Below are 26,844 nucleotides of genomic sequence, written 5' to 3'. Positions count from 1 at the left end.
GTTTTATCTCCGGCCGAGGCCTATTTTATTAAAAAAGCGTTAGCAGCAGGGATGAACTGTTTGTAGTTTTGGGTAAAAGCTGAATGGCCAGCATCTGGATAAATGATCAGTTTCGCATTGGGAAAGCTTTGCGACATATTGATCGAATTGATTACAGGTACAGGAATGTCATGCTCTCCCTGAACAATCAATGCCGGCTGGGTAACAGTTTTCAGTTCAGCAAGCGCATCAGGATATGACTGTGCCCAACCTAGCTAATAAAATCTTCTAAATACTTAGCATCATTTTCTTTAACAGATAAGTTGTATGCAATACAATATCGAATAATGTCGTTATATTGAGATGGATTCTTAGACATTTCATTTAAAACTGACTTAAAACTGTCGACAAAGTGTTCTGAATCTAAGAATTCCTCAAAAAAAGATCTAGCCCAAATGATAACATCTAACAATGTTTTTTGCTTTATCCTATATATTTCGGAACCGATAAATAAACCTACTACATCCTGGATAGCAGAGTCAAATACTTTGACAATTGCTATAATAGTCTTTCTTCGATTCTCATGATCCCAAAGATGAACAGCTTTTAGCACTTTTGAAGTATTGATGATAAACTTTAACTTGTCATCAAAGTCAATCGGTAGAAGTTCGAGCTTTGATATCCTCGTTAAAATCTTCGAACTGCTTGGTTGTTTACCAGCATAAAAGATATTAGGATTAAGCCACCAATCGTCTAAGAAATTTTACACCAATAAGTCCTCATCTGCGTTTGTTAAATTTGTGCCTGCTAAGTATTCTTGTATCGGAAAATAAATGATTAAATAACACATAATACTGAAAAGTATAATCATATAAAATATTAACAATTAGGTTGTTAGCATTTTTTTTGCCTTTTTATTTTTCGTTAATTCGCAGTGTTCATCAATGTTTTGTTGCGTATTTGTCAACTTTTTGACCTCTATTTTAACATAATGCATTGTATGTTCAATGTTCAGTATTAAGTATTCTTATAGGTACTTACAGGTACTTAATTTGGGAGACTTAACCGATGAGTAGTAAAATTAAAATTTTAAAAAAATGTAGCATCTGTAATACGTCCTTTATTGCGCGTACGACAGTGACAAGATTTTGTAGCAAATCCTGTAATTCCCGATATTAAAAAAAGAAATAAGCAGGATAAATTGAAATGTTCGGATTTTGATACCGTTCAGAATGACTACACTTTTAGGCTCTCTCGTTTGGAAAAAGAAGTATTATTAGTTACAGATATTGCGATATTATTGGGATCTAGTAAGGGTATGGTATACAAATTAATCAACTCTGGCATACTCAATGCAGCAAAATTAGGGTCGAGAAAAACAGTTGTCTTACGTTCTGATTTTCTTAGTTTTTTTAACAAAGAAATGTGGGTGGACAATTTTATGGAACCTATGACTTTCGTCCGGAAAATATCGATCAAAAGAAAGAGAATCGCTACACGATATTAAATAAAGATCTCTCATATCCAAAAACCATGTTAAGTCACTTCAATTACACGTGCGATAAAGTTTGTAAAAAGTCATCATAGATTTCAAACTAATCACAACCTTTTGCAGTCTTAATTGTTCACCCTTGATCATCCTTTATTGCCGGTGATCCCCGTTCTCCTATCCTAATTAGGAGGTGGCTATAATGATTTACATTTATGATTGAAAATACTTTTGGGATAAACATCATTCCGCAGAATGATGGTGGAAGAGTGGCGGCGCTAAATCGGTACCAGGTAATGGACACTCCGCCGGAGGATTGCTTTGATAATCTGGCCAAACTAGCAAGAGAAGTATTTTCTGTTCCCATTGCGCTTATATCATTGGTTGACGCGGATCGGGTGTATTTTAAGTCCAATATGGGTATGGGAAGTTCCAGGGAAACGAACAGAGGAAAAAGTCTTTGTGCGCTATCCGTGCTGGATGAAGAGGTTACCGTATTTGAAGATGCCTTCAAAGAACCCTGCCTGGCGGCCAATCCCAATGTTGCGGGAGATTTTGGCTTGCGCTTTTATGCCGGTGCACCTCTTGTGACCAGTGATGGTTTTCTAATTGGAACCTTATGTGTGATCGATAAAGTCGCACGGGAATTCTCTGATTTACAGAGGGGCATGCTCGAAAAAATGGCGACTGCAGTAATGGATCTCATCGAATTACGCCATGCTTCGCTTTCTGACCGGTTTATTTACGAGAGCGAAAATTTAGCCCATGCTAGGTATAGTGACAGTTTACAGATGTTAAATGCTCAAATGTCTGCTACCAATGAAGAACTTGAACGCTCAAGAGATAGTCTGAAGGAGTCGAATGGTAATCTTGAACAGATTTTAAATATGTTACCTGCGTCAGTGGTCGTTATCCGTGGCTATGACCTGATTGTAGAAATGATTAATAACAGCAACCTCGACTATTGGGAAAAATCAAAAGAGGACGTTCTCGGAAAGCCTTTTCTGGAAATTTTGCCTGAGCTCGCCGATCAACCTTTTGCATCCCAGCTTAGGCAGGTGATGGCAACAGGTGAGATTATTGATGTAAAAGAGAGTCCGGTAATATTTGATGCCGGAAATGGAAATATCCGGGAGACTTATGTCGACTATACTTATCAGCCACTTTCGGATTTATCGGGTGAGCGTACCGGTGTGCTGGTCATGTCTTTCGAAATCACCGATCGGGTAATGGCTCGGCGTGAATTGGAAAGGTATGCGCATGAGCTTGCAATAATGAATGAAAAATTGAGCATCAGTAATGAGGCGCTTTTTAAAAGTGAGCAGCGGTTTAAGCTACTCATTGCTGAAGCACCTGTTGCAATCGGTGTACTCCGTGGAAATGATTTATTGGTAGAATCAGCGAACAATAAACTTCTAGAAGTATGGGGAAAAGACAGTTCGGTTGTGGGGCTTTCTTTATCGGATGCGTTGCCGGAAATCGCTAACCAGCCTTTTTTAGGAATTCTTGAAGAGGTCTACAATACGGGTGTTCCGTTTTTTGCCAGTGAGATCCGGGCTATGCTGGAGCATCAGGGTGAATTAAAGGAAATATTTTTCAATCTCGTGTATCAGCCCTTGAAAGATTCGTTAGGATTGGTTTCTGACATTGTGGTTGTGGCTGTAGATGTTACTGAGCAGGTGAATTCCAGACATGAGGTGGAGCGCTCGGAGCTCATTACCAGACTGGCTGTAGAAGGAGCGAATGTTGGAACATGGAATATTGATACCCGTAGTGGTGATATCGTAGCATCACCAAGACTAAAGGAACTTTTTGGTTTTTTGGGGGATCCTAAAATTAGTGTCAATGATCTTATTGGTGCTATAGATACTGATTTCCGCACGCAGGCGGTAGCCCAGATGGAGGATGTAATTGCAAGCGGGGGCAGTTACGATATTACTTATCTGGTAAATGGGGCAATGGATGGCAAAAAAAGGTGGCTTCGTGCTTTTGGAAAGATGAATGGTGAAATTGGAGGTGGGCGTTCTATGTTTACCGGGGTAGTGATGGATGTAACGGATCAGCGGCAGGATGAAATCAGAAAGAATGATTTTATTGGAATGGTAAGCCACGAGCTAAAGACTCCCTTAACCTCACTTACCGGCCACCTGCAATTGTTGCAAAGAAAATTAGAAAATGGCCAGTCCCTTTCGGCCAATATGTTTGTAACGCCGCTAAAGCAGTCCAATCAGATGGCCTCGCTAATCAACGGCTTTTTAAATATTTCCAGACTAGATTCGGGTAAAATCCATATCGATAAAACAGTTTTCGATCTTTTTGTACTGATCAAAGAAATATATGAAGAAAATACGTTGATCTTTAGTCGCTATTTTTTGTCTATCGAAGGATGTATGGAGCTAATAATTTCTGCGGATCGGGTCAAAATCGGTCAGGTAATTAATAACCTGATCAGTAATGCTGCAAAATACTCGGCAGTTGGATCCAAGATTGACATTAGCTGTACATCTGTTAATGGAAAGGCGCTGGTTTCTATCTCTGATCAGGGAGTGGGTATCCGACCTGAAGATACGGATCGGGTTTTTGAACGTTTTTACCGGGTAGAAGAAAATATAAATGTATCTGGTTTTGGAATTGGTTTATATCTTTGCTCGGAAATTATCGCCAGACACGGAGGCAAAATCTGGGTGGAAAGCGTGCTTGGAAAAGGCTCGACGTTTTATTTTGAGCTCCCACTATAGGCTGATGATATCTTTATATTTTTAGAAAACTCCATCAATGAAGACCTGAACACACATTAGGCCGATGGCCTCTGCTGATTTAAAAATATATTCCTGATAGGGCTGGTTGATACCATGGCATCTTCGAAATCTGTGTAATAGTGATAGCAAGTAAAAAGCAGCTTAACTAAACGGACGAGCTGTTTAAGTTCTCCAGTGCATTACGATTCAAGCGTCTTTCGCCCAAATAGTTAACTATAGATATTAAGAATTATAAGTTAACTATCAACTACATTGGTTGATATTCCGGCCAAAAATTGCTCTTTCAATAATTATTTAATAATTCGTTTAAAGCTATCTTTTTCGAAAAAACAAAGTATCTAAAAAGTTGTTTTCGAAGGTAATTATACTCATTAAAACTTTAGCTCTCATGAAAAAAATGCTGTGCTTTGCCGTGCTCTGTTTTGGTATTTTGTCTGCCTGTAAGAAACAAGACACCCAGTCCATACCAGATTCACTCTCGGAGGATCAGCAAAAGATCCAAGGCCGCTGGACCCAGATTTATTTTAAAAGGATTGATTACCGAAATGGCGCACTTGACCGAGTAGTTGAAGGTGAGGTAACTTCGGGAGAATACGTTGAGTTTTTTGGTAACCGGTACCGTTTTAACAATGGATCCCAACTGGTGGATGATGGGAGTACATTTTATTTTGATTCAGGTGAGTTGGCCATTCGCAATGGTAGTAGTATCTTTTACTCTACAATAAAATGGCAGTCGGCTGATGCTTATATCGAGGTGGTTGATGATGGCAGTGCTGCCGGAGGGCCGGCGAACAAGAGTGTGTTTGAATATTCCTACGTTAGAAAATCTAATTAAGTTTAAAAATGAGAAAATTAATTAAGGTTTTTCTTGCAGTGTTGATAGTGGTAACCGCTTCTTGCAAAAAAGAATCATCTAATCCAAACGAAAACACTCAGGACGCGTACACGACCTTGCAGGGAAAATGGCGTGCCACGCAGCAGAGTGCCACGGTTAACGGACAGTCCAATGGACAAACGGAGTACTTTAACGGCGATGAGGCAATATTCGAGTTTACTGGAAGTGACCTGGCAACCTATAATGGTAGCGATCAATCAGCTACATATCGAAAATACACTTGGCGGGTGTCCAACGGGGAGCTAATCATTCGCGAGCAGAACTCAAACAGCGCGAAGGCTTACAATTTGTCCTTTGAGGGGGAAAATAGTTTTGTTTTAAAGGAAAATTACACTTCAGTAAATGGCCAGATTTCAATAACTATCCATTTTGTTAAAAAATAGATGACTATTCACAAAAACAGGAAGTAACGATTCGTTGCTTCCTGTAAAATAATTTTAAGATTTCAGTGGTCTGGCTTCAATCAATATAAAATGTCCGATCCGTTCGCAGATGAGCCATTTATGGTTTTGCTTTATATATCTGTCTATATATTTAACGCTATAATCTGTTAAAACATCAACATCCTCTGTCGCCCTGACCATTTTTGTCTGAGAAAACGAAATTCCTGTGGCCTGATCCCCGTCGATCTCCACGCTATGTTGGCCATTCAATGTAAAATATGTTTTTACTTGTGATGCATGCTCGCCGAAGGCTTGTGCAAGATTGTCTGTGCCGTCGAGGTCTGAGACTAACATATCTCCAATGTAGATTTTATGCTTTGCATTTTTTGTAAAATTGCCATCTGGTTGCCTAGCTTTTTCGAATCGGTAAACAAAACGCAATAAGGCATTAAAAGGATTCGGCGTTTCCAATCGAAGGTCTTCTGTCGGCCATTTCATTTTTTTTTGATTTCGTTTTATCGACCTTTTGTGGATGGGATAAATTTTGCTCGTCTCCATTTGTCGAAAGTTCCTCCCTTAAAAGATCTGAAACCTGAGCTTTTATCAAGTCATAATTATCTTTTACTTCTTCCGCAGTAACGTTTTTTATGATTGGTATCGGCCTGTACCCCTGCTCCTCTTCAGCTATTTGCGTATGATCATTTTGAATCTGGCAATGGAACATTTTGAGTTTGATTTTCTCTTCGGGATTATCAGCAACCATCCCTACAAATTCACCAGAAGACAGCGAGGCAATTTTGGAAACTGGTATTGCATAATCAAGTTGCGTGCTATTGGAAATGGAAACATCGCTGCTATTGATGCTTTCGCTTTGCTTATCCTGAACGATTTTACCAAAAGTCTCTGACAAAGTTTTGGCTGTACTGCCGGTAACCTGTCCAGAAATGATGTTGCCCACAATGCCAGAAATCACCTTGGCCTGTTCGGCACCATAATCTTTTTTGAGCTGACTGAAATCCTGAACGGCAAGAGTTGTGGCGACTTTATTGCTACGGGCAGTCGCAATAAGGCTATCCATATTGTTGAAAAATATAGTCGGAAATTCATCGAACACAAGCCCACTTTTGAGTTTGCCTTTCTGATTCACCATTTTGATCATCCTGGATATGTATAGCGATAACACGGCGCCATAAACCTGCAACTTATGCGGATTGTTGCCTATGCAAATAATCTTAGGTTCTATGGGATTATTGACATCCAAGGTGAAATCATTTCCACTTAAAACATAGTAAAGCTGGGGGGAGGATAATCGGCCCAAAGCAATTTTAGCTGAGGCAATCTGCCCTTCTAATTGTGCCATAGCTTCGTTTTTCCAGGCACTGATAAAGGGATTAATGAGTACTTTAATTTCTTCTTCTTTTTGGAGCACATTAAAAAGCGGATCGTAATCTGCCTGCATAAGCTCGATTACGCGTGGCAGCGTACAGTATTTCCCATTCTGAGACCTTTTAGATACCAGATGATGGCGGTGAGAAAATTAATTGGACTTTCTACCAAAAAAATCTCGCTGCTTTTTTATCCAATCCCGGTTCAATACTTTCATCTTGGTAAATCTGTCAGGTTAAATACCATTCACTGTAATTTACTGTATCTTCGCATGATATCAAGGACAGCTTCTGGTGTTTTATTCCAGTTTTCCATTTTGAACAATCTTTTTCCGGCATGGGTTTCCAGTTCTAAATGAGCAACCTTTTGATACTTTCCTAAATAGACAACATTTTGGCTGGTAATTTCAAACCACGAAAATCTTTGCCCGTTTTGGTGAACAATACCTATTTTATCGATTGTCAATAGCGGTTTTTTAAGCTCCTTTATATCCATCCAATTGAAGAATGTCAAAAGTACTCCAACGCAGCATCCTACACCAGCCAGGAAAAATTGCAAGATAGACTTGCATGCTAATAGTAAAAAAATAGAGCCAATCAATATTGATGGAGATGCGATTAGCCAAATTATTTGTATTGAAGAATATTTTATTACCGTCTTTTCAGGAAGTACATCCATGGTAGTGTTTTAAATTAATTCCGCCTACTAAATTGTTCAGTCAGCTTATCGCTTTTCAATCAAAAAAAGTCGATTACTTACTCTCTTCTAATTAAAGATATTAATTAACATATAAATTCCGGACAAATCGTATAGATTTACTTTAGGTATTGAATTACTGTAAGCAATCCACAAATCCAGACCATTTGAAAGCAAATCTAAAATCAGAGCGAAACGATGCCATGAGTAACACTTTTAATTTTATTTGGTAGGAATGCTCTGGAACCGATGGTTGATATGCACCCGCGTCGCTACCAAAGTGAGAATAGTTTATTAAGAGCAGAGTTGCTCAAAATTAACAACAAATCAGTATTGAATAAATTATTAATCACACCTAGCTAACCCAATCGGAGCGAAAATCATAATAATTCCTGAAGTTTTCTGCGCAGGCCTGTTGAGCATATTCGAGAATAGTATCTTCCCATCCCCCCTCTCTGGCGAAAGCACTCAATTCATCGATGGTGCAAGAAGAAAGGACACCTGCCGAACGTAATTGAGCGGATGCTGTTAATACTGCCATGTCATTAATTACCTGGATCAGATTGCGATAATTGTTTTTGATCAATTTAAATTTAATAGTGTCTTTAACGGGCTGAAGTTCCTGAATTATATAGTCTCTCCCCTTGAAAATCGTGCTGTCGAGCATGGCTGCCGTTACATGCTGCATTCTTTGCTGTACTGCGGTAATTCTTTGCGCCTGGCTATCCCATTTGGGCTGCAGATCGGCATGGAAACGCTCGAGTGAAGAAGGGTAAGCCTCTTTCATATCGAGTAAGATATAATCATTACGCTTTATTTTATGTTTCAGCAAGAAGAGATACCGTCTTTGGCCAAGACTCCCAGTTCCTGCTACCCGGTATACTACATCTTTTACCGTATAGTTGTAAGGGGTGTTGCTCGAATGTTTTATAAAAGTTTTCAAATGCTTTTTAAGTTCCGATTTCAAGTTTTCACCTAGCTTAAAATGCCTCTCATCACGCAGGTTTAGCAAGAGCCTTTTCTTATGAACAATAGTTCTCTTTTTTAGCAATGACTTCGCTGAACTATGGCTGGCCTTATCCAGAAAATCTCTAACTATCCCTTTTGCTGTCCTAGGTTCTATCGACTGGGCTTTAGCTGTGATTAGGGTCTGACGGTAGCGATATAAGAATAGGGCAGCCATATTATATCCCTGCTCGGCATCTACTTCAAGTACCTGAAAGGCGATCATGATAGAGGTGACCACACGCGCAACTTCCCAAAGTATTGGCGCTTTCAAGCTTTCGTCAAAATCATTAAGATCAAAATAGGTGAGCTGATTATTTCCTCTGAAGCTTCCAAAATTTTCAAGGTGCAGATCCCCACAAATCCAACCTACAGGGGAGGTAAATTTATGCCTGTATTTATTTAAATTTTCATAAAATAAATGGCAGCTCCCGCGGAAAAACCTAAAGGCATTTTCACACATAGCCTGATACTTTAACTTGGCTATCGCGCCTTTGCGGCCTTTATTATATTCAAAAATTTTCTTCGTAACCGCTCTCATATGCCATAGAGAACATGCTAAACGCGGGAATAGTTTGTGAGGTACAAATATAAGCAACATATTCCCGATCATCAGTCGCTAATATTAATTTTAATTATTTAGGCGTGTATTTTAAATAAGGCTTATTGTTTCGGAATTATATTTTTATTGATATTCTGAGGAAGCCTTTATTAATTTTTTTCTAAACTTCATCATGATTATGATGTTATTGTCTCATACCCGGCAAACGCTTTAATCTTCGCGAGCTTAGGGATACAGTAAAGTATTTGGTATCTGATCTGAAAGTATGATTTCCTAAAAATGATAATTAAAAGGTTCTGCAAGATGATTAGTTTTTAAAGTGTGATTCTTCTTCGCTATAATAACGACATAATTATGCCGCATTATGGGCAAATCCTCAGAAGATAAATAAATGGATGAAGAATGCTAAAATTTAAACCAAATCAGGTAAAACATTTATAAATTGGAGTGGATCGTATTGCGGATACGTTCAAACTCGATTATTCCGCTCCCGCTCATAACAGCTGAGTTTTCGTTCTAGAGATTTATATTTAGCAATTACTAAACTGTAAGGCATATCGTTAGAAATGCGAGCGTAAAAATTTATAAATAATTTTGTGATTTCCCGCGGATACTACAGCATTAAGTGAGTTGTCCGAGTTCTGATATTCAATTTTTTTAGGAAAATCATGGTCAGGATTTTCAAATATAAAGCCATTTTCGTTAATACGGGTCAATTTAAAAACAACGGGTAGCCTTTCGTCCGAAAGCTTCACGATATATAGGATATTTTTTCCTTGGATACAGATTTCGAGTGCTTCTGCGAAAACAGTATCCCTGCCTTTAAGGGTTATTCCCGCTCCAATGAGTTTATATTCAGATACCTTTTGCCAACGCTCAATGCCCGACTCGCCAGGCTTTGCATTGCAACGTTGCCAGTTTCCAATAAGCCATTCGAGTTTTTTAAATTGCAATTGGCCAGTAGATGGTATTTTCGCATATTGAGCACAGGCTGACAAGGCTAAAGCCATGAGGATGGTTAAAATAATTTTCATTTTTATATATTTTTAGCAAAGCTATGAGCAAATAGGCTTTCTATCTTGTACAAAACCGACAGTCACGGCCGAGCTATTTATTCAAAAAGAAATTGGCCATATTGGAATGGTCAAATTCGTAGCTAGAGGGGTCTTCTCCAGTGAAGCATTTAAAATCACGGATGAAATGAGATTGGTCGTAATAACCCGAACGGTAAACGATTGCAGCCCAACTCATTTCTCCTTTTTTTATCAATTCAAAAATGTAATTGAAGCGGATAATTCGTGCATAATATTTTGGAGAGAGTCCTACATATCGTTTGAAAAGCCGCTGTAACTGGCGCTCATTTTTACCACCAGCATTGCAAAGCTCACGTACTGATACCGATCCATTTGACGCAAAAATAAGTGCTAGCTCACTTTCCAAAGGATTAGAAGTAGCATTTTCTTTGAGCAACAAAAAATGACTGTTTAGTTGACAAATAATCTGTTGCTGATCTTTAAAGGGAAGAAGTACATTACTAAGTTCTGCGAGCCTTAGATTGGGAATAGTATCCAGATTAACAATCTTATCCACGTAAATGGCCATGTCAATGCCGAAAAGCTGAGTGATCGCTGCAGGCTTGAATTTAATGGCAAATGATGCAGTCGCCGCCATATTCTTGAGGTGAAAAAAACTATTAATCTGACCGGCAAGGAGGTTGGGCATCTGAACCTGCCAACTTCCTTGAATATTGGCCTGGTATACCCCACCATAATTGAAAATAATTTCGGTAAAGCCATCAGGAACAATTTTCTCAATCCTTGGAATGGCGTTATCATCCTCCATCATCCAGTAACATTCGATCAATCCGGAAAGTTGTTCGTCCGGAATCACCCTAATAAATTTCATGAGCGTTTTTTTTCAAAAATAAAAAAATCAATTTTTAAAAACCTACCGGCGAAATATGGTCAATCATTATTGTATTTTGTGTATTGGTTTAAGATTTTCCGTTACCTTAGTCGCTTCAACCCCGTTTGTACTACAAATATAGACCTGATCTTTAGCATAAACATATGATGATATATATGTTTATATCCTATTTATTTTTTGCATAATACGTTAATTATTATTGCTGGCTTTATCAAGCCTGACAGAAACTGCTATTCGTTGTAGATTCAACTATTTGAAGGTGTTATTTTACGTGTAGATTTTGTCGCGATAAAATAGGCAACCAACAGATTTGGCAGCCAGGATAACCAGGCTACAATCTGGTAAGCTATGCTGTAGTTACCTGTAGCTAATATTAAAATTGGGAGCCAAATTCTTAATGTTACAGCAGCAAAGCAGACCGAATAACTATAAATCGCCCATAATCGATGTTTATCAATTTGTTTATTTCTGGCAGTGGTGTATGCTATCAAGGTAGTTAAAAACCAGATTATACTTAACAAGCTAAACCCTAATGAAGTCCATAAGCCCCCATCCGCATAAAGCGAGATGTAGAAACCGGAAATTGAACTGAGTAAAGCAGAAGCAACATATATCTTTCCAATCAATCTGTGTGATTTGATGTTGCTGATCCTAAGTTTTGAACTAAATTGGATCCAACCCACTAACAAGGTAATCCCTCCAAAAACAATATGCGTATAAAAAGTAATAAACCATATAGTGTTTGTCAACAGCCATAGCGGTTTACCACTTATTATCCCTGTTTTTCCATTTGCTAACAAATACTTAAGTGGATACAGGCCAATAATAATTGAGAAAAGGCCAAATAAGACCCGCAGAATTCTTTTATTCATTTTAATCTACCAGTTCAGGACACATTATTTTAACAATGCATACACATCGGAGCAATAGTTGAAGATATGTAAATCAGATCTATTCAAGGTTGCGTTCGGGAGCTAGTCCATCTTATTTATCGAGATTGTTTTAAAATCCCCTCCGCTACTGTCTGCTGTGAAAAAACCTATTTTTCCTGAAATTCGATCAGATAGTGTTTTAACTATAAGCGAAGCCTGGGATGCATTATTGATATATGCTTTAACATTTTTGTCGGTAATGATAAGTTTCAGGGTGAACCATTCATTAGGGTTGGGTGGATTAATGATTTCTTTCTCAAAAACTCCATTTCTTTCCTTTCGTAACTTATCCCAAGTGAAATTGGGGTGCGAAATATACTGCACGGCGTGGGCCCGCCTGGCAGAATCAATTGCAAAAAAATTAAAGGGCCGGCAATAAACAGCATCGTATACAGAATCATTTATTCCTTGAAATGCAATCCCGATAAAACTCCTTTGAAAAACGTCCTTTCCACGCATCTTTATTTCAATTGTACCACATTTAAAACCCTCAAACGGCAGCCATACAATTCCTTCCATTCTACTTTCCGACACCTTTAGGTAGGCTCCTTCACTGTCTGAAACAATTTCGGCCATTCTATTCACAACAACAGGCTTTGCACTTTTGTAAAGTTTGACAAGATCTATAGTTTGGTGCGTTTGCCCAATTAATGAATAGGGTAACCACAACAAACTAAGTAAGTATACAAATCTGATAATCATTGTTATTGAAATATTAATAGTAATTTGTTGTAAATTTAGTTTTCAGTCATGTTAATGAAACACTTGAAATTTTATAATCCAGATTACAACCTGCTTCAAAAGATCAAGTAGATGTTTATTTTTTAAAATTTTAGACTAACCAATGCTAGGCTTACTACTACCCATGTCTGGCAGAAATGAGTCTTTTAAGTTGTTTTTGACCGGTAAAGCCTTATTTTCATATTGTTACAGTTAATAGACGTCTACTGTTTTTAACTAAAATCATTGTTATACAAAAATATCACATACCAGAAAATTATAATTACCTATTAGATAATAGAACTACCAATTTGATAATCATTTCTAAACTGTTTGGGTGAAATTCCGGTATGAACCTTAAAAAAACGGGTCATATGATTGGCTTGAGAGAACTGAAGCCGATAGGAGATTTCGTTTATGTTTAGCGTAGTATAAGCAAGCAAAGATTTGATTTCAAATACGATAGATTCATCGATCATTGCAGAGACGGTTACTCCGAACTGCTGTTTGATGCATTTGTTAAGGGTTATCCTGCTGATTCCTAGTTGTTGCGCATAATATTGAACATTTTTTACCCTATTGACGTCATTTTGTAAAATCTCTTTGAACAAGAATGCGATGCTGTTGCTTTCTGTCTCTGAGGATAAGATATAACGCTCCGCATAAGCCCTGTTCAATTTGATCAATATAAAGTATAGTAAGGATCTTATAATATGGTCACTATCCGATCTATATGCTTTTATTTCGCTTAGTAACTCCTGAATTATACCCATCAACTTTGAAAAGAAGCTGTTGTTTAGCTTTAAAAAAAGCGGTTTATTCTTATTGTAGAAGAACTGCAATTTGTAAGAAAAAAGCCTGTCTGAAAAGTAGTTGGACAGGAAGCTGTCCTGAAAAAACAAGAAATGGGATTCTACCTCGGTTTTATTTAAAAACCATTTTCTTTTTTGAAATGGGGAAATAAAAATAATTGTATTTGTGGAAATTTCAATTCTTTGCTGATCCAGCTCTAAATAGCCGTTTCCTTTTGAAAAAAATACAAGCTCATAAAAGTCTGTACGGTGAAGCTCGCTTTCAAAAAAATAATTAGGAATGTCCTTATAGCTGCCAATGTCTATAAGTAGCTCTACGCCATATTTATTTTTTGAAAATTTAAACGTCTTCATTTAGAAGTACTCTACACATATTTGAACGCGAATATATAAATAAGCAAAGATACATTGTTAATGTTGGTTTCTTCATTAGCTATCCGACAGTGACCTTGATGATCTGCGGCAATAAGCTGTGTAACTTGAGCTGGTGTTTCAAGCAACGCAGAAATCTCTTTCTGTATGTTTTGACATCAAATCCACTCTTCTTTGTTCGAACAATCCATCTTTTCTGATTTGATTTAAAAGAATCCAAGAATATACCTTCTCAAGAAATACTGGTGTTCATGCATTTTTTTCAAGGAAAGGAATGCTGACGGTTTCTTGCTGAGCCACATTTTTCAGCTGTATTATCAAAATTTGGTGTTTGAGTATTTTATTCCGCTCAACATTGAGGATAAGAGGCTGTCTGGTGGTAAGTTAGCTTCAGCTTATGAGCAGCTGCGTTATGATTATTCCAGACAGATTAATACTGCTGGACAAAATACTATAGGACAAAATGGAGCTTAGCCTTTTTCCTTTTTCCAGGCCTTTTTCTTTGTAGCGTAACTTTCATTGCTTTCAGCTTTTTTATAGTACTCATAAAAGATGCTGGCGGACTCGGCTTTCTCCTGAGTTCCTGTACCTCTGTCCATTGTTTTATATTCGTTTTCGGCGTCGTATTTTTTGCCGCCTTTGTAATTGGCATATCTTCTAGCGCGGGTATATCCCATTTGCAGGTATTTTCTGGCCAGGTCTGCGCCAGGGAATTCGTTGTTTTTCAAGTAGTGGAGGAACATGTTATAGATAGCATGTGCGCTATTTTTTGCGATATCAGGATTTTTGAACCGCCAATGGGGACCAATTTCTGATTTATAAGGCTGGCAAATGAGTACGCCCTGCTCCCCCTTTCCTACTTGGTATTTTTCCGGGTGTTTTCGGTAATCAATATCTGGTTTCCAGGGATAAGATTTGATTTCAAAATCTAGGTAGGATGGTTTTTGATTATTGGGCATGTCAAGTGATTTCTTGATTAACAACTTTATCGCACTTGTGGTTTGATGACCGGATAAACTTAAGATTGATGTAGCAATACGGTGAAAATAGTTTGGAAAGCCTATATTTTAGGCTCATTTAAATATGGAATATAAAATTTGGGCAAATTTTATTTTTTTCCACTAAAATTAATAGCAAAATTTGTTTTATTTATAAAGTAAAGAATAAACAGGTGATTTTAAGTATCGTACGTGATCTGATTTTTGATGAATACGGTATGAAAAAAAACGGCTGAATTATGGGTAAAGGGGAAGCCTTCACCCAGCGTGTTTTGTCTTATTATCAGGATAAATTCGAAGAATGGATAGATACTTCCAATTGAAAGGAATTCTTAAACTAAACCTGACGATATATACCTTTAAGATTCAATGAAGCTTTTATTGCTTAATCAGAATGCAGGCTCCTCCACCAGGCGCAAGCTCCACCTGTAAAATATCTGTTGAATCCACATCTTTACGCAGTACATTGAAGTCCTCATTAGCATTCTTATAGCTCGCAGTAGGACCGTCCTGGATCACCAAGGATTTATACCTGCCTTTCTTCAAAAAAGTAAGAGGAATATCCACTTTCCGTGAATTTTCATTTGTCGCTGCCCCGATAAGCCATGTTTCATCACTGGCCTGTCGGGCCATCACGATGAACTCGCCTATTTCGCCTTTAATGGTTTTACTTTCCAGCCAAGGCATTTTTTGTGATGCGATAAATTGAAGGATTTCAGGATGTTTCCTGTAATTCTCCGGAATATCCGGAATAACGGTTACCCCTGAAAAGGTAATTAGGGTACGCGCTGCCTCACCGCATAATGTTGTATTGGTAGCATAGGCTGGACCGTGAAGCCTGCCGGCTTGAGTCAGGTCTGCGAGTCCATTATTCATATCAAGTGGACCGGCGAGCATGTTTACAAATACCGAAGTAACAAATGTTTTGGGTTCAAGAACTGTGCTGCCATCCAATTGTGCCTGACAATACTCTCTTGTGACGGCATTTGGATACGTTCGCATCTGTCCATAGGGGTGTACCGGACCATCATGGAAATCACATAGAAGGTGGTATCTGGCGCACAGTTCAGTAATCATTCGTGTACGTTCGTTCTTTTCTGCAGGGCTTCCCGACATGAATCCATATTTGATGCCGGCCGCTCCCCAATCGCTATATTGCTTTAGAGTTGAGTCTATAGGAAACCTCCGCCCCCCGACATCATTGAGGTATAGCCAGATCCCAACATTCTTAGTTTCGGCATATTTTATAATTTGGTGCACCTGTACTACCTTTCCCCCTTTTATGGGATCAGAGTTTGGGCCGAATTCCGGACCATACCAGTCAGCATCAAGCGCCAGATATCGAATGTTATTCTCAGTTGCAAAATCCACCATTCTTTTCCATGAAGGAAGTGACATTTCATATTTAAAATCATCGACCTGTGCACCCGCAATCCGCCAGTCCCAAACGGCGACACCAGGCTTCACCCATGAGAAATCCATATTTTTTGATGGAGGTGGATTTAATAGTTCCAGAAGGTGGGAATCAACCATTTCTCCAGGTGTAGTTCCATACATAATGACTTTCCAGGCGTCATTGGGTTTGGATGCTATCGTAAATATGGTTTGCTTTTTTTCAAAATTTAATATCAGTGGTTCACCATACGACAAGCTGGCCTCATGAATAGCCAGATAATTATTATCGTCAACCTTGATTGTCATAACAGGCAAGCGTTTATCGTTGCAGTCAGATAGTTTTTCAGGTCCAATATTGGCATTTTCGCCATTGTAGTACCAAGCGGTGTAATCCCCGTTAAAGTTGAACTGCGTCAGTTCTTCGGGTGCTTGCTCTTTGGTGAAGTTGTACCTGAAAGCTATTCCGTCGTTATATGCTCGTACGACGAGTTTATAGGAATTGAAATCCAGTGTTAGCTCATTATATACCTCCGGTACTATCTTTCTTTTTCCCCAGACCGGTTGCCAAACAGCATTGACGGACCGCCGCAACGCTTTAACCGGAAGCCCTTTTCCTATACCGGTCAATCCGAGTTTCGATTTTTTTATCAGTATCCTTGAATTAGCCGAAAAGGAATAAACAAGACCATCAATCGAACTGTAGGCCAAGTTAAAATTCAATTTGCCATTTGGCGATGCTATCTCCAGCGGGAATAGCACAAATCCCGGATTACTCTTACCTGACGTAGGAGCGGCTTCAGTACGAAGCGATATCGAAATAAATAAAAAGAAAAGAATTACCAGTTTGTTTTTCATAAAAATTCAAGTCTTGCCGTGTGTATTGATCTAGGGAAATTAGCGACAGAAGATTCTTTGGTCAGTGATGGCATTCCTTGGAATAACGTTATGCACCATCTCAAAGGTCTTTATAACTCAGTGATGATTGCCGCATACCCGCCGTTCCTGCTCAGTTTAACGGGGATGGCAGCGCCTGATTGTACTGTTTGTGCGCTCTTTTTAAAATCCATTGCCTGGCGACTGGCATTTATTCCATCTGAAAAAGAAATAAGCTGATAAGATTTGCCTTTAGGTAAAAAGCTCAAATCCAGGCTAAGCTGTCTCCCTGTGCCATTTGTGATTCCACCGATAAACCATTTATTCCCTTTTCTTTTTGCTACCACTGCAACCTCACCTACTACTGCATACAAGGCTCTGGTTTCATCCCATGTAACTGGTACTTGGGTAATGAAATCCGTACAGTCCTGGTTTTTATAGTATAATGTTGGATTGTCACACAGCATCTGCACGCCACTCTCAAAAAGGACAAAAAGTGCAAGTTGGTATGCCCGTGTACCTACACTTGCAGCATTCGGACGCTTTCCTCCATAGACATCGGGTTGCATATTGATCATTGCCCCTGGTGTAAAATCCATCGGACCAACGACATTTCTCATAAAGGGCAGGAAGATCGTGTTATCGGGCTGACAACCCTCCATCTGCTCCAGTCCCCTTACTCCTTCATACGAAATCACGTTCGGGTACTTGTGTTCCAAACCTTTAGGAGTGAAAGATCCATGAAAATCTACCATTATCTTGTATTTTGCAGCTTCCTTTGCAACACGTTCGTAGTAATTTACCATCCACTGATCATTTCTATCCATAAAATCGATTTTTACCCCCTTTATTCCCCATTCCGCAAATTTCCTGAACAGGTCCATGTTTTTTTCCACGGTAAGCCACGTTAGCCACAAAATGATATCCACTTTTTTCTCCTTGCCATACCGAATGAGTTCATGAAGGTCCACTTTTTTATTCGGGGTATACGGATCATGTACGCTTTCGGCCCAACCCTCATCCATTATGATATATGGAACTTTATTTTTCGATGCAAAGTCGATAAAATACTTGTAAGTTTCCAGATTGAATCCTGCGACGAAATTAACATCAGGGCCATATGGGGATGCAGCATTCCACCACTCCCAGCTTACTTGTCCGGGCTTTATCCAGTCTGTATCTTTCAATGCGGACTTTGGCGCAAGTTTGACAGGGAGGGTACTTTCCAATAGTTCCTTATCGTCTTTAGAAATAATCAGGTATCTCCATGGATATGTCCTTTTACCTTTTGTTTGGGCGATGTAATCGGCTTCTTTAGTGATACGGACAAATCTATCCCCCTCTTGTCTTTCTTCTTCCGCTACCTTCGAAAAGGTTGAACTTACCCCATCACGACATGCTTTTAAAAACATACACGGATAATCTGATAGATCAGTCTCGGCGAAGAGCAATTTATAGCCTTTTCTGGTATCTATGAGTGCAGGTAGCGTAGCCATCTGATCAGTAAGCCTCCATCTCTTAGCATCAAGATGGATGTAACCGGTTTCATAATTGGAAGTGAAATCTTTTGCGGGCTGCAAATGCAGGAGATAGTCTTCCTGTAATTTCAATGTTGCATCCTCACCTATTATTTTCACATTGCCGTTTTTGTCGCCAGGCACACTTGTCATGATCCGATAGGCAATTCCCTCATTATAGGCACGAAACTCCACAGAAAAACCATTTTTAAAATTTAATACTATTTGATTGCAGAGTGCTGCAATTTTTGAAAATTTCATAGGCGTCACTGGTACCAGCTCTCCCGATATCCGGGACCGTTTAATACTTCCGACCTTTAAATTTTTATCAGTTGATAAACCATTGATATCGATGCCCAGATGGCACTGTTCAAGAAGTGGGACGCCCTGAGCGTAGACGCTATAATAAATCCGGTCAGACAGGTCAATTTTAACCTTGATCAATCCGTTAGGAGAATTTAACTCCGTTCCTTTCGCAATGATCACCGACAGGAGTAAAAATGATAGGAAAAAGATTTTTTTCATAAAGATCTTGAATTACGATAGCTTTTCAATAAAGCTCTAAATTGAGCATTAATGAATGATTTTAATGTATTATATTTATTGCAATGGTAGCAACGGTATTGACCATGCAGGTTAGATAAACGGTCGGTCAATATGATATCGGTCTATATCAACATGCATACAGTAAATGATTCAGGTGTTGACTATTTCTTTTCTGCGCATCTTGGTACATAGTCAACACATTAGCGACAGCGAACATGCCGGAAAAACGATAAAAGGGCAATTTTTGCCTTTCACACCGGCACTGGAACATCCCCGAGATTAGCCTGTTTACCTGACGGTTGGTCTCCGTTTTGTAGCCGTATTTTCGGCAAAGCCTTACTGTCAAGCAAAAACAGACTATAGAGGGTTTCTTCATCAATACCAAAATAGCTTGAACTACTGAACTGATGGTGGTGGAACTTTCACACCCCATTTCTTATTGGGTAGACGGCCCATTTTCAGGATAAGTGTCCCGCCCTGCATGAGTTGATCCCGATACAACCACGCCTGATGAAGGGCCTTTCCATTCCAGGAAGCTGATTGAATGTAAACATTGTCTTTTGAATTGTTATCGGCTTTTATAGTCAGCGATTTTCCATTACCGAGTATGATGACTGATTCGCTGAAAGCGGGACTTCCGATCTGGATGGTAGGCCTAAAATCTGTCATCCCCTTTACGTCGAAGAGCCCGAGGGACGACATCACATACCAGGAGCCCAACTGGCCCTGGTCTTCGTCCTGACCATATCCGTACCCATGAACACTTTCAGTACCGTAGAACTCATCACATATGGCCCTCGTCCACTTTTGAGTCAGCCACGGGGCTGAGGAATAGTTAAATAACCAGCTGATGTGCAGGTTGGGTTGATTGCCATGATTGTAAAGGGACTGTATGCCAGCAAATGCATCTATGGTTTTGCCGCCACCAAAAGCATTTTTTCTGGAGGTTTCGAAAATTTCATTCAACCTGTTGTTAAAGATTTTTTCTCCAATCTCATTGATTAAAGATTTAGGGTTTTGCGGCACATAAAAAGTATATTGTGTCGCATTGCCTTCCTGAAAGCCCCGCCACGCTTCTAAAGGGTCAAATTTGTTGATAAACGTGCCGTCTTCCATTTTAGGACGCACAAGCTTTAACGTTTTATCGAATATATTTTTCCAGCCATCTGACAGTTGGATCATTTTCTGATAATCTGCTGTTTTACCCAACCTCTTGGCAAATTGTGCTGCAGCAAAGGCGCTGTAACTGTATTCAAGCGTATGCGAACCGGAAAAATGAGACCCGGTCGAATCTGTTCTGTCGGCATCTAAATAGGGTACGTAACCTTTCGTTATAAAACTTTTGGTATCCATTTTACCCGAACCTACTAGCCGGTTTTGATAACCCAGTTCATTTCGCTTTACGGCTTCATAAGCTAAATTCAAATCATAATCACGAATGCCAGACTGATAAGCCCCAGCGATAGCCAGGCCCACGAAATTGGTGCCCACGCCGGAAACAAAATTGCTGTTGGCTATTCCATCACCAAACCAGCCACGTTCTTTATAAATTTCCAGCTGGGTGTGCACAAAATCACTGTAATGGGTAGGATAAGAAAGTGCCCATAGTTGCGTAAGGTTCCAGAAACCTCCCCATATGGCATCAGTATTCATGAAATTGTAGCTGAATTTCCCCTTTGCATCTTTAGGCAGCTGACCGATGGTACCATCGTGTCTTGGAAAATTTCCATTCACATCGCTGGCGATTCCCCGCCCCAGAAGCGCATGATAAAGGCCGGTATAAAATTTTGTTTTGGCCGCAACATTTTTGGTTGATACCTTGAGTTTATTCAGTGCAATACTCCATTCGCGCTGAGCGGCCGCTTTTGCCGTAGCAAAGGCCAGGTGTTCGGCTTCAGTTTTCAGGTTAAGCTTTGCATTGGCAACGGAGGTATAAGAGAGGCCAACCTTGATTTCGATACTTTCCTTTTCTGCAGTTTTATAGCCTAAATATAAACCTGCACCGATTCCTTTCGATGATCTTTGATTCTCTTTTGCGGTCTCTTTAGCTAAAGCGCCCACCTTAAGTGGCTTTTTATTGAGTTCCCCAAAAAAGTACATGGCAACGCGCCCGCCCTCATCATAGGTTTTAACATATTTAGGATAGGTAATCACATAGCCTTGAAAATGTGTATCATCAATCATTTCTACCAGGGCGTCGGTTACCGGTCCGCTTTCGCCCTGAACATTCCCTATCGACAGGATGATTCTTGAACTGTCTGATTTCGGAAAGGTATACCGATGAAACCCAACGCGCTTTGTAGCCGTGAGTTCTGCTTGAATTTTAAAATCGTTCAAAATTACTGAATAGTACCCTGGTGCTGCCATTTCATTTTCCCTCGAAAAACCTGAACGATAACCGCTTCCGGGCCTTTCAAGTGCTCCGGGAACGGTTTTGAGTCTACCCGCTGTTGGCATAAAGCTGATCCCGCCAACCTGCCACTCATGAAAATGCACAAAGCCCTCTATTGACGTGTGCCGGGTATCATAACCAACCGCCTCCCATCCCTGCAGGTTTCCATAACTGCCATTGGTAGACGGTGCAAGTTTTGCCATTCCATAAGGTACTGCTGCGGGGGTGTAAAAAAACCACCTGCTGTGTGCGGTACCGATATTAGGATTCACAAATTTCAGCACATCCTGTGCATAGGAAATAGCATAAAAAAAAATTAAAACCAGGAGAACGGTTAGCGATTTAAGGCCTGTTTTCATAAAAATTTAGGATCTGTTATTAAATTTTGATCGCATTGCTTGTAGTCTTTGCATCCAGGCCTGATCTACAATTTCCATTTCTGTAGAACGGTTCTGGCCATTAAAGCCTGGAAAAAAACAATAGCCCAATGTAGTTGAATTTCGATTGGCAATATCCAGCCGGTTGACATTTTCTTTGGCATATACCAGCCAGGCTTCATTTTTTTCGGCTTCATAAAGTCTGATCATGGCTTGAGAGCCCCAGACATACCAAGCCGGGTTGATCCTGGTTTCTGTGGTATTGAAAGTTAATGCAGAGGGGCTTGCAGAGAGGTAACCTGGCATAAGAAACACCAGTACTACCAATGCCAGCTGCCTGCAGATGCACCACTTGAGTTTTTTTGATTGGTAAATTTTGAGTCTCATAACATTTTGATTGGTTAGCATGCCCACAGGCATTTTTGATATATGGTTAGTTTCTTTTGATGTTTATTTATTTGGGAATACTCTGGCTTCGTTGCCAGTGTTCTTCGATTTCTTCAAGAGAGCGTCCTTTGGTTTCCGGGATCAGCTTCCAGGTGAGCAGCAGTGCCGGAGAACAACAGATGGCAAAAATCCAGAAGGTCCAGGAAGTTCCGATGCCCTGAAGCATCACCGGGGTAAGCTGGCCAACAAAGAAATTACCGACCCAAAGGGTTAGTGTAGCTAAAGACATGGCCTTGCCCCTAATGCCGTTAGGAAAAATCTCTCCGATAATTACCCAGCATACCGGCCCGAAGGAAAAAGCAAAACAGGCGATGAAAGCGAGGATAAAAATGAGGATCCACGGGCCTGAGGTTACGCCGAACTGAAATAGCATGCCAATAATGACAAGCGAAATCACCGCCCCGCCTACACCGACATAAAGGAGGGGTTTACGCCCCCATTTATCTACCGTAAAAATGGCTACAAATGTAAAAATCACATTTACGATGCCAATGGTTACCTGCCCACCCAAGGCATTATTCAGCGTAAAACCTGCTTGTTCCAGGATTCTCGGACCGTAGTAAATTACTGCATTAATGCCACAGACCTGAGAGAGAAAAGGAAGCAAAAGACCAATCCAAAGCGCTTTCCGGAATACCGGGCTAAAAAGTATTTTCAGTGACACCTCTTTTCCCGAAATTCGTTGACCGGAGAGGGCATCCAGTTCTTTCCTTGCCGCTGCTTCACCGTCAATTTTAACCAATATTCGTGCTGCTAAATCTTTACGACCCATAGTCAGTAACCATTTCGGCGATTCGGGGACGGCAAACAGCGCCAAAAGAAAAATAAGGGCCGGAAATGCGCCCAGGCCAAGCATGGCCCGCCATACTTCTGCAGATAATATTCGTTGTAACGCTGCACTCGAATGCAACCCGCCGGCGTGATTTGCCAGGTAAGCATTGGTAAAATAGGCCACAACAATACCAATGGTTAAGGCCAGCTGGTAGAGCGAAACCATGGTTCCCCGCAGCCTCGAAGGCGCAAACTCCGAAATATAAAGCGGTGATACCATCGAAGCCACGCCGATTCCGATGCCACCAATAAGCCTGAAGATAATCAGGGCAGAGAAGGATCCCGCGTACATGCAGCCCAGGGCTGAGGTTAGGAAAAGAAAGGCAGAGAGAATAAGGACAATTTTCCGTCCGAATTTATCGCTGAGTTTACCTGAAATGACTACCCCGATGATGCAGCCCAGAAGGGCACAACTTACAAACCATCCTTCGCCAACCGCATCCAGGCCAAAATCTTTCGTAACCAGAGTGATGGTACCGGATATCACGGCTGTATCGAAGCCAAATAAAAAGCCTCCAAGGGCAGCAACCAGGCTCACAAGGTACAAGTAAGAACGACTTTTTTTGATATCGATATATTTTTCCTGTATAGTCATGCTGATTTATTTTAAAAAAGCTTTTATTACTTTTGCCTGCTCTTTTGAATTATTCACCATTCTGTAGCTTCCGGCTGCTGCCGGAATCACAAAAGTTTCAGCATACTGAAAATGCATGGTCGAGCCGTCGGCAGTGCTTACCGTAACCGAATCACCTTCAACAAGCATCAAAACATGGCAAACATTGTCCGTTTTCACATCGACGTGTAAATCAAAGTCCAGGCGATGTACGTCATAAAAATGCTCGGCGTGGGTAGGCAGGTGATAACAGGTGCACCCTTCCTTTTCAAAAAGGACAGTCGGTTTGGAAATGAGTTCTTGTTTTACCTTGCTTCCTTTTCGTGAAAAATTCAGATTTTTAAAAGCATGTTCGATATTAATTGGCCGTGGCTTACCATTGAGGTCTAGCCTCAACCAATCATACATCTTAAAGGTAAAAATATAGGGTGTCGCACTAATTTCAAGCACCAGATTTTGCGCCCCTGCACTGTGAATGGTGCCATTTGGGATCAGAAACAGATCATGCTTTTCTGCTTTGTGACGCTGTACGTATTGCTCAATTTCTATTGCTACTCCATTTTGGTTGCTATCCTCCAGTACTTTTCTAAAAGCAGCCGAATCGATGTCTTCCTGAAAGCCCAGGTACACACTTGCCTCATCATTGCAATCCAGAATATAGTAGGTTTCATCCTGAGTGATATTTTCTCCAAACTGTTCTTTGATGTATTCAAGACTTGGGTGGCATTGGATAGAAAGGTTGCCACCTTCAAAGGTGTCTAGAAAATCAAACCTTATCGGAAATTCATTTCCAAATTGTTCAGCGTGCCTGCCCAGTATGTTTTCCGATTGGGTGAACATCAGCAGATCGAAAGAGACCTCTAAAAGCAGTCCGTCACTTTCAAACACCAGGCCGTTTTCCGGAACAATAAGCTCAAAAGACCATGCATAATTAACCTCTTTTTGATCAAGTTGGGGTATACGCTTTTTCATCCACTGCCCACCCCAGGCGCCCGGGGCAAACCACGGCCTTGCACGAAATACGGATGAAGAAATTTTCTGAAGCCCTTCTCTAACCGCCTCACCATAGCCCCAGTTAATGTCTTCCTCCCACTGCGCATCAACAAAAACAGCTACGTTTTTTGCTAACTGCTCTTTGTGTTTATTAAGTACAACCCAGTCTACAAAATAAAAACGTTTGTACATTTCAGTTGGTTCCTGCGGACCAGACTTGCCCAAATTGCAGATGGCGCCCGCACTCATTCGGTGCTGCAGCTCATTCTTTGGCAAATCCACATAAATCAGGGATGCATCCCATTGGCTTAGCGAAGCTCCGCAGCCAATCACTATATTTACATCACAATCTTCATTGACTTCTGAAGCCTTTAAAGCCTCAAGATCGAAAAAATCACCCAGGCTCAGGGTGGTCTTTTTTCCCCACACCCCGTCCTTCTCGCCTAAAAAGTCCAGCGTCATTTCATCAATCAGGTTCTCATCTTTTAAAAAAGAAGCTGTATCTATAATGTGTACCCGTAACTTCCTGGATTCAAGCTCTTTCTCAAGTGAGCGGATGAATAAATTCCAATATACTCCCACATAACCATCTACAACGACGGTTTTTTGCCATGTGATGTAATCGGCAAGGGCAGCATAACCATTAAAAACTTGTTTTTCTCCCAGCGCAAAGTACGGGTAGATATCGTAGCCTTGCGGTTTGCTGATTTCTTTAATAAATGCCGGCATAATTTCCTGCTCGGTCTTTCGCATCGGATCTTCTATTGACATATTGGGATAAGGGTGCTGGTATGTTGTATTATGAATTTGGTCCATGTTCATACAATGTCCTGGTCATCCACGAATTCCAGGCATACGAAGTGAGATCTTTTTATCCTGGTAACGATGCTTTAATCGTGATCATAGTTGCATCATCATCACTAAAACTCATATAACTGGTGTTCAGAAAGGGCATTTGACTCCACATGATGAAAATTTTAAAAATTAAATAAATTACCTAATTAGACAGTACATTATTCAATATGTATATACAAATGTATTATTTAAGAAATTACTTCCAAATTTTTGTTCGATTATTTTTTGCACCTGACTGCCTGATGGAACCAAAATTTTGGCTTATATCGTAGAAACAACAGCTTGTATGTACATGATGTAATTAAGTGTTTTTTTTATATCATTGCATCAAGTATGAAACTAACAATAGACCATAAAAGTCAGGTGCCATTACATGTACAGGCAGAAGCATTGTTACGGAAATTAATTGAAAGTCCAGAATATGCCGTCGGCAAGCTCCTTCCCAATGAAGTAGAGTTATCAAAAGAATTAGGCATATCACGTACTACTTTACGCCAATCGATCAATAAACTGGTTTACGACGGTTTGCTGAGCCGCAAAAAAGGCGTGGGCACCAGAGTTGCCGAGTCGAAATCCCTGAGTTCCAAATCCAAAAACTGGATGAGTTTCTCTCAGGAAATGAGCGCCAGGGGAATTCCGATTCGAAATTTTGAATTACATGTAAGCTGGGTTTATCCGGAAAAGCGGCTGGCCAGTTTTTTTCAGATTAAGGAAGATAAGAAGGTGCTGAAACTGGTTCGCTTAAGGGGCCGTCCGGAGGGCCCATTCGTATATTTTGAATCTTACTTTCATCCAAGTGTGGGCCTAACGGGTGAGGAGGATTACAAAGCACCCCTTTATGAAATGCTCGAAAAGGAACATTCGGTTGTTGCGATGATATCCAAAGAGGAAATCAGTGCCTTACTCGCGGATGAGTTCATCGCCGCAAAACTGGAGACAGATATAGGCTCCCCTATCTTATTCCGGAAGCGTTTTGTATATGATGTGGATGAAAAGCCAATCGAATATAACCTCGGATTTTACAAAGCAGATAGTTTCATCTATACAGTGGAAAGCAGAAGAGATTAGCCGGTCGATGTTGCACAGCCCAC

At 40.2% G+C, this 26,844-nt stretch carries 21 protein-coding genes and 2 pseudogenes; 5 read left to right on the top strand and 18 right to left on the bottom strand.

Annotation, left to right across the window (positions count from 1 at the left end):
• Window positions 1-20: 20 nt before the first annotated feature.
• A pseudogene (locus tag ACJVDH_RS08160) lies at window positions 21-230 on the bottom strand (alpha/beta fold hydrolase); the annotation flags it as partial.
• Between the two features lie 20 nt (window positions 231-250).
• Window positions 251-592 carry a hypothetical protein gene (locus tag ACJVDH_RS08155; protein WP_443947068.1) on the bottom strand — a complete coding sequence of 114 codons (342 nt, stop codon included), beginning with the start codon at window positions 590-592 and terminating at the stop codon, window positions 251-253.
• 588 nt (window positions 593-1,180) lie between these two features.
• Here ACJVDH_RS08155 and ACJVDH_RS08150 point away from each other — a divergent pair.
• The 4 genes from ACJVDH_RS08150 to ACJVDH_RS08135 all read left to right on the top strand — a co-directional run bounded on the left by ACJVDH_RS08150 (window position 1,181) and on the right by ACJVDH_RS08135 (window position 5,505).
• Window positions 1,181-1,486 carry a helix-turn-helix domain-containing protein gene (locus ACJVDH_RS08150; RefSeq protein ID WP_443947067.1) on the top strand — a complete coding sequence of 102 codons (306 nt, stop codon included), beginning with the start codon at window positions 1,181-1,183 and terminating at the stop codon, window positions 1,484-1,486.
• A gap of 197 nt (window positions 1,487-1,683) precedes the next feature.
• Window positions 1,684-4,206 (top strand): ATP-binding protein, encoded by a 2,523-nt coding sequence (locus ACJVDH_RS08145; protein WP_443947066.1) that lies wholly within the window; start codon window positions 1,684-1,686, stop codon window positions 4,204-4,206.
• A gap of 409 nt (window positions 4,207-4,615) precedes the next feature.
• The gene (locus ACJVDH_RS08140; RefSeq protein WP_443947065.1) at window positions 4,616-5,062 is read left to right on the top strand and encodes a hypothetical protein; all 447 of its coding nucleotides are present in this window, start codon (window positions 4,616-4,618) and stop codon (window positions 5,060-5,062) included.
• A gap of 8 nt (window positions 5,063-5,070) precedes the next feature.
• On the top strand, window positions 5,071-5,505 hold the full coding sequence (locus ACJVDH_RS08135) for a lipocalin family protein (RefSeq protein ID WP_443947064.1): 435 nt from the start codon (window positions 5,071-5,073) through the stop codon (window positions 5,503-5,505).
• Between the two features lie 54 nt (window positions 5,506-5,559).
• Here ACJVDH_RS08135 and ACJVDH_RS08130 read toward each other — a convergent pair whose 3' ends face one another.
• From ACJVDH_RS08130 to ACJVDH_RS08055, 16 genes and pseudogenes are all read right to left on the bottom strand, one after another.
• Entirely contained in the window at window positions 5,560-6,003 is a 444-nt protein-coding gene (locus ACJVDH_RS08130) for a nuclear transport factor 2 family protein (RefSeq protein WP_443947063.1), read from the bottom strand.
• Window positions 5,954-7,114, bottom strand: a pseudogene (locus tag ACJVDH_RS08125) (TraM recognition domain-containing protein); the annotation flags it as partial. The gene ACJVDH_RS08130 and the pseudogene ACJVDH_RS08125, both read right to left, overlap by 50 nt.
• A 23-nt stretch (window positions 7,115-7,137) precedes the next feature.
• Window positions 7,138-7,569 (bottom strand): hypothetical protein, encoded by a 432-nt coding sequence (locus ACJVDH_RS08120; protein ID WP_443947062.1) that lies wholly within the window; start codon window positions 7,567-7,569, stop codon window positions 7,138-7,140.
• Between the two features lie 373 nt (window positions 7,570-7,942).
• Window positions 7,943-9,133, bottom strand: a complete 1,191-nt coding sequence (locus ACJVDH_RS08115; protein WP_443947061.1) for a DUF2252 family protein — start codon at window positions 9,131-9,133, stop codon at window positions 7,943-7,945.
• 581 nt (window positions 9,134-9,714) lie between these two features.
• Window positions 9,715-10,188 carry a DUF6265 family protein gene (locus tag ACJVDH_RS08110; RefSeq protein WP_443947060.1) on the bottom strand — a complete coding sequence of 158 codons (474 nt, stop codon included), beginning with the start codon at window positions 10,186-10,188 and terminating at the stop codon, window positions 9,715-9,717.
• Window positions 10,189-10,261: 73 nt separating this feature from the next.
• Window positions 10,262-11,059, bottom strand: a complete 798-nt coding sequence (locus ACJVDH_RS08105; protein ID WP_443947059.1) for a DUF6597 domain-containing transcriptional factor — start codon at window positions 11,057-11,059, stop codon at window positions 10,262-10,264.
• Window positions 11,060-11,325: 266 nt separating this feature from the next.
• On the bottom strand, window positions 11,326-11,952 hold the full coding sequence (locus tag ACJVDH_RS08100) for a DUF2306 domain-containing protein (RefSeq protein WP_443947058.1): 627 nt from the start codon (window positions 11,950-11,952) through the stop codon (window positions 11,326-11,328).
• Window positions 11,953-12,054: 102 nt separating this feature from the next.
• The gene (locus ACJVDH_RS08095) at window positions 12,055-12,714 is read right to left on the bottom strand and encodes a hypothetical protein (protein WP_443947057.1); all 660 of its coding nucleotides are present in this window, start codon (window positions 12,712-12,714) and stop codon (window positions 12,055-12,057) included.
• A gap of 308 nt (window positions 12,715-13,022) precedes the next feature.
• The gene (locus tag ACJVDH_RS08090; protein ID WP_443947056.1) at window positions 13,023-13,898 is read right to left on the bottom strand and encodes an AraC family transcriptional regulator; all 876 of its coding nucleotides are present in this window, start codon (window positions 13,896-13,898) and stop codon (window positions 13,023-13,025) included.
• Between the two features lie 488 nt (window positions 13,899-14,386).
• Window positions 14,387-14,899, bottom strand: coding sequence for a DUF4385 domain-containing protein (locus ACJVDH_RS08085; RefSeq protein ID WP_443947055.1), 513 nt, complete (start codon window positions 14,897-14,899; stop codon window positions 14,387-14,389).
• Window positions 14,900-15,292: 393 nt separating this feature from the next.
• The gene (locus ACJVDH_RS08080) at window positions 15,293-17,164 is read right to left on the bottom strand and encodes a glycoside hydrolase family 97 catalytic domain-containing protein (protein ID WP_443947054.1); all 1,872 of its coding nucleotides are present in this window, start codon (window positions 17,162-17,164) and stop codon (window positions 15,293-15,295) included.
• A 110-nt stretch (window positions 17,165-17,274) separates the two neighbouring features.
• Window positions 17,275-19,224: a glycoside hydrolase family 97 protein gene (locus ACJVDH_RS08075; protein ID WP_443947053.1), complete on the bottom strand. Its 1,950-nt coding sequence runs from the start codon at window positions 19,222-19,224 to the stop codon at window positions 17,275-17,277.
• 417 nt (window positions 19,225-19,641) lie between these two features.
• Window positions 19,642-21,996 (bottom strand): GH92 family glycosyl hydrolase, encoded by a 2,355-nt coding sequence (locus tag ACJVDH_RS08070; RefSeq protein WP_443947052.1) that lies wholly within the window; start codon window positions 21,994-21,996, stop codon window positions 19,642-19,644.
• A 6-nt stretch (window positions 21,997-22,002) separates the two neighbouring features.
• The gene (locus tag ACJVDH_RS08065) at window positions 22,003-22,401 is read right to left on the bottom strand and encodes a hypothetical protein (protein WP_443947051.1); all 399 of its coding nucleotides are present in this window, start codon (window positions 22,399-22,401) and stop codon (window positions 22,003-22,005) included.
• 67 nt (window positions 22,402-22,468) lie between these two features.
• Window positions 22,469-23,887 carry a sugar porter family MFS transporter gene (locus ACJVDH_RS08060; protein ID WP_443947050.1) on the bottom strand — a complete coding sequence of 473 codons (1,419 nt, stop codon included), beginning with the start codon at window positions 23,885-23,887 and terminating at the stop codon, window positions 22,469-22,471.
• A 6-nt stretch (window positions 23,888-23,893) separates the two neighbouring features.
• Window positions 23,894-25,669, bottom strand: coding sequence for a class I mannose-6-phosphate isomerase (locus ACJVDH_RS08055; protein WP_443947049.1), 1,776 nt, complete (start codon window positions 25,667-25,669; stop codon window positions 23,894-23,896).
• Between the two features lie 417 nt (window positions 25,670-26,086).
• Between ACJVDH_RS08055 and ACJVDH_RS08050 the strand changes: the two genes are divergently transcribed.
• Window positions 26,087-26,821, top strand: coding sequence for a GntR family transcriptional regulator (locus tag ACJVDH_RS08050; protein WP_443947048.1), 735 nt, complete (start codon window positions 26,087-26,089; stop codon window positions 26,819-26,821).
• The last annotated feature ends 23 nt before the right edge of the window (window positions 26,822-26,844 follow it).

The organism is Pedobacter terrestris, from assembly GCF_052343045.1.
GTDB lineage: Bacteria > Bacteroidota > Bacteroidia > Sphingobacteriales > Sphingobacteriaceae > Pedobacter.
Note: the sequence above shows the minus strand (reverse complement) of the source record. Positions and strands in the feature narration are given on the sequence as shown.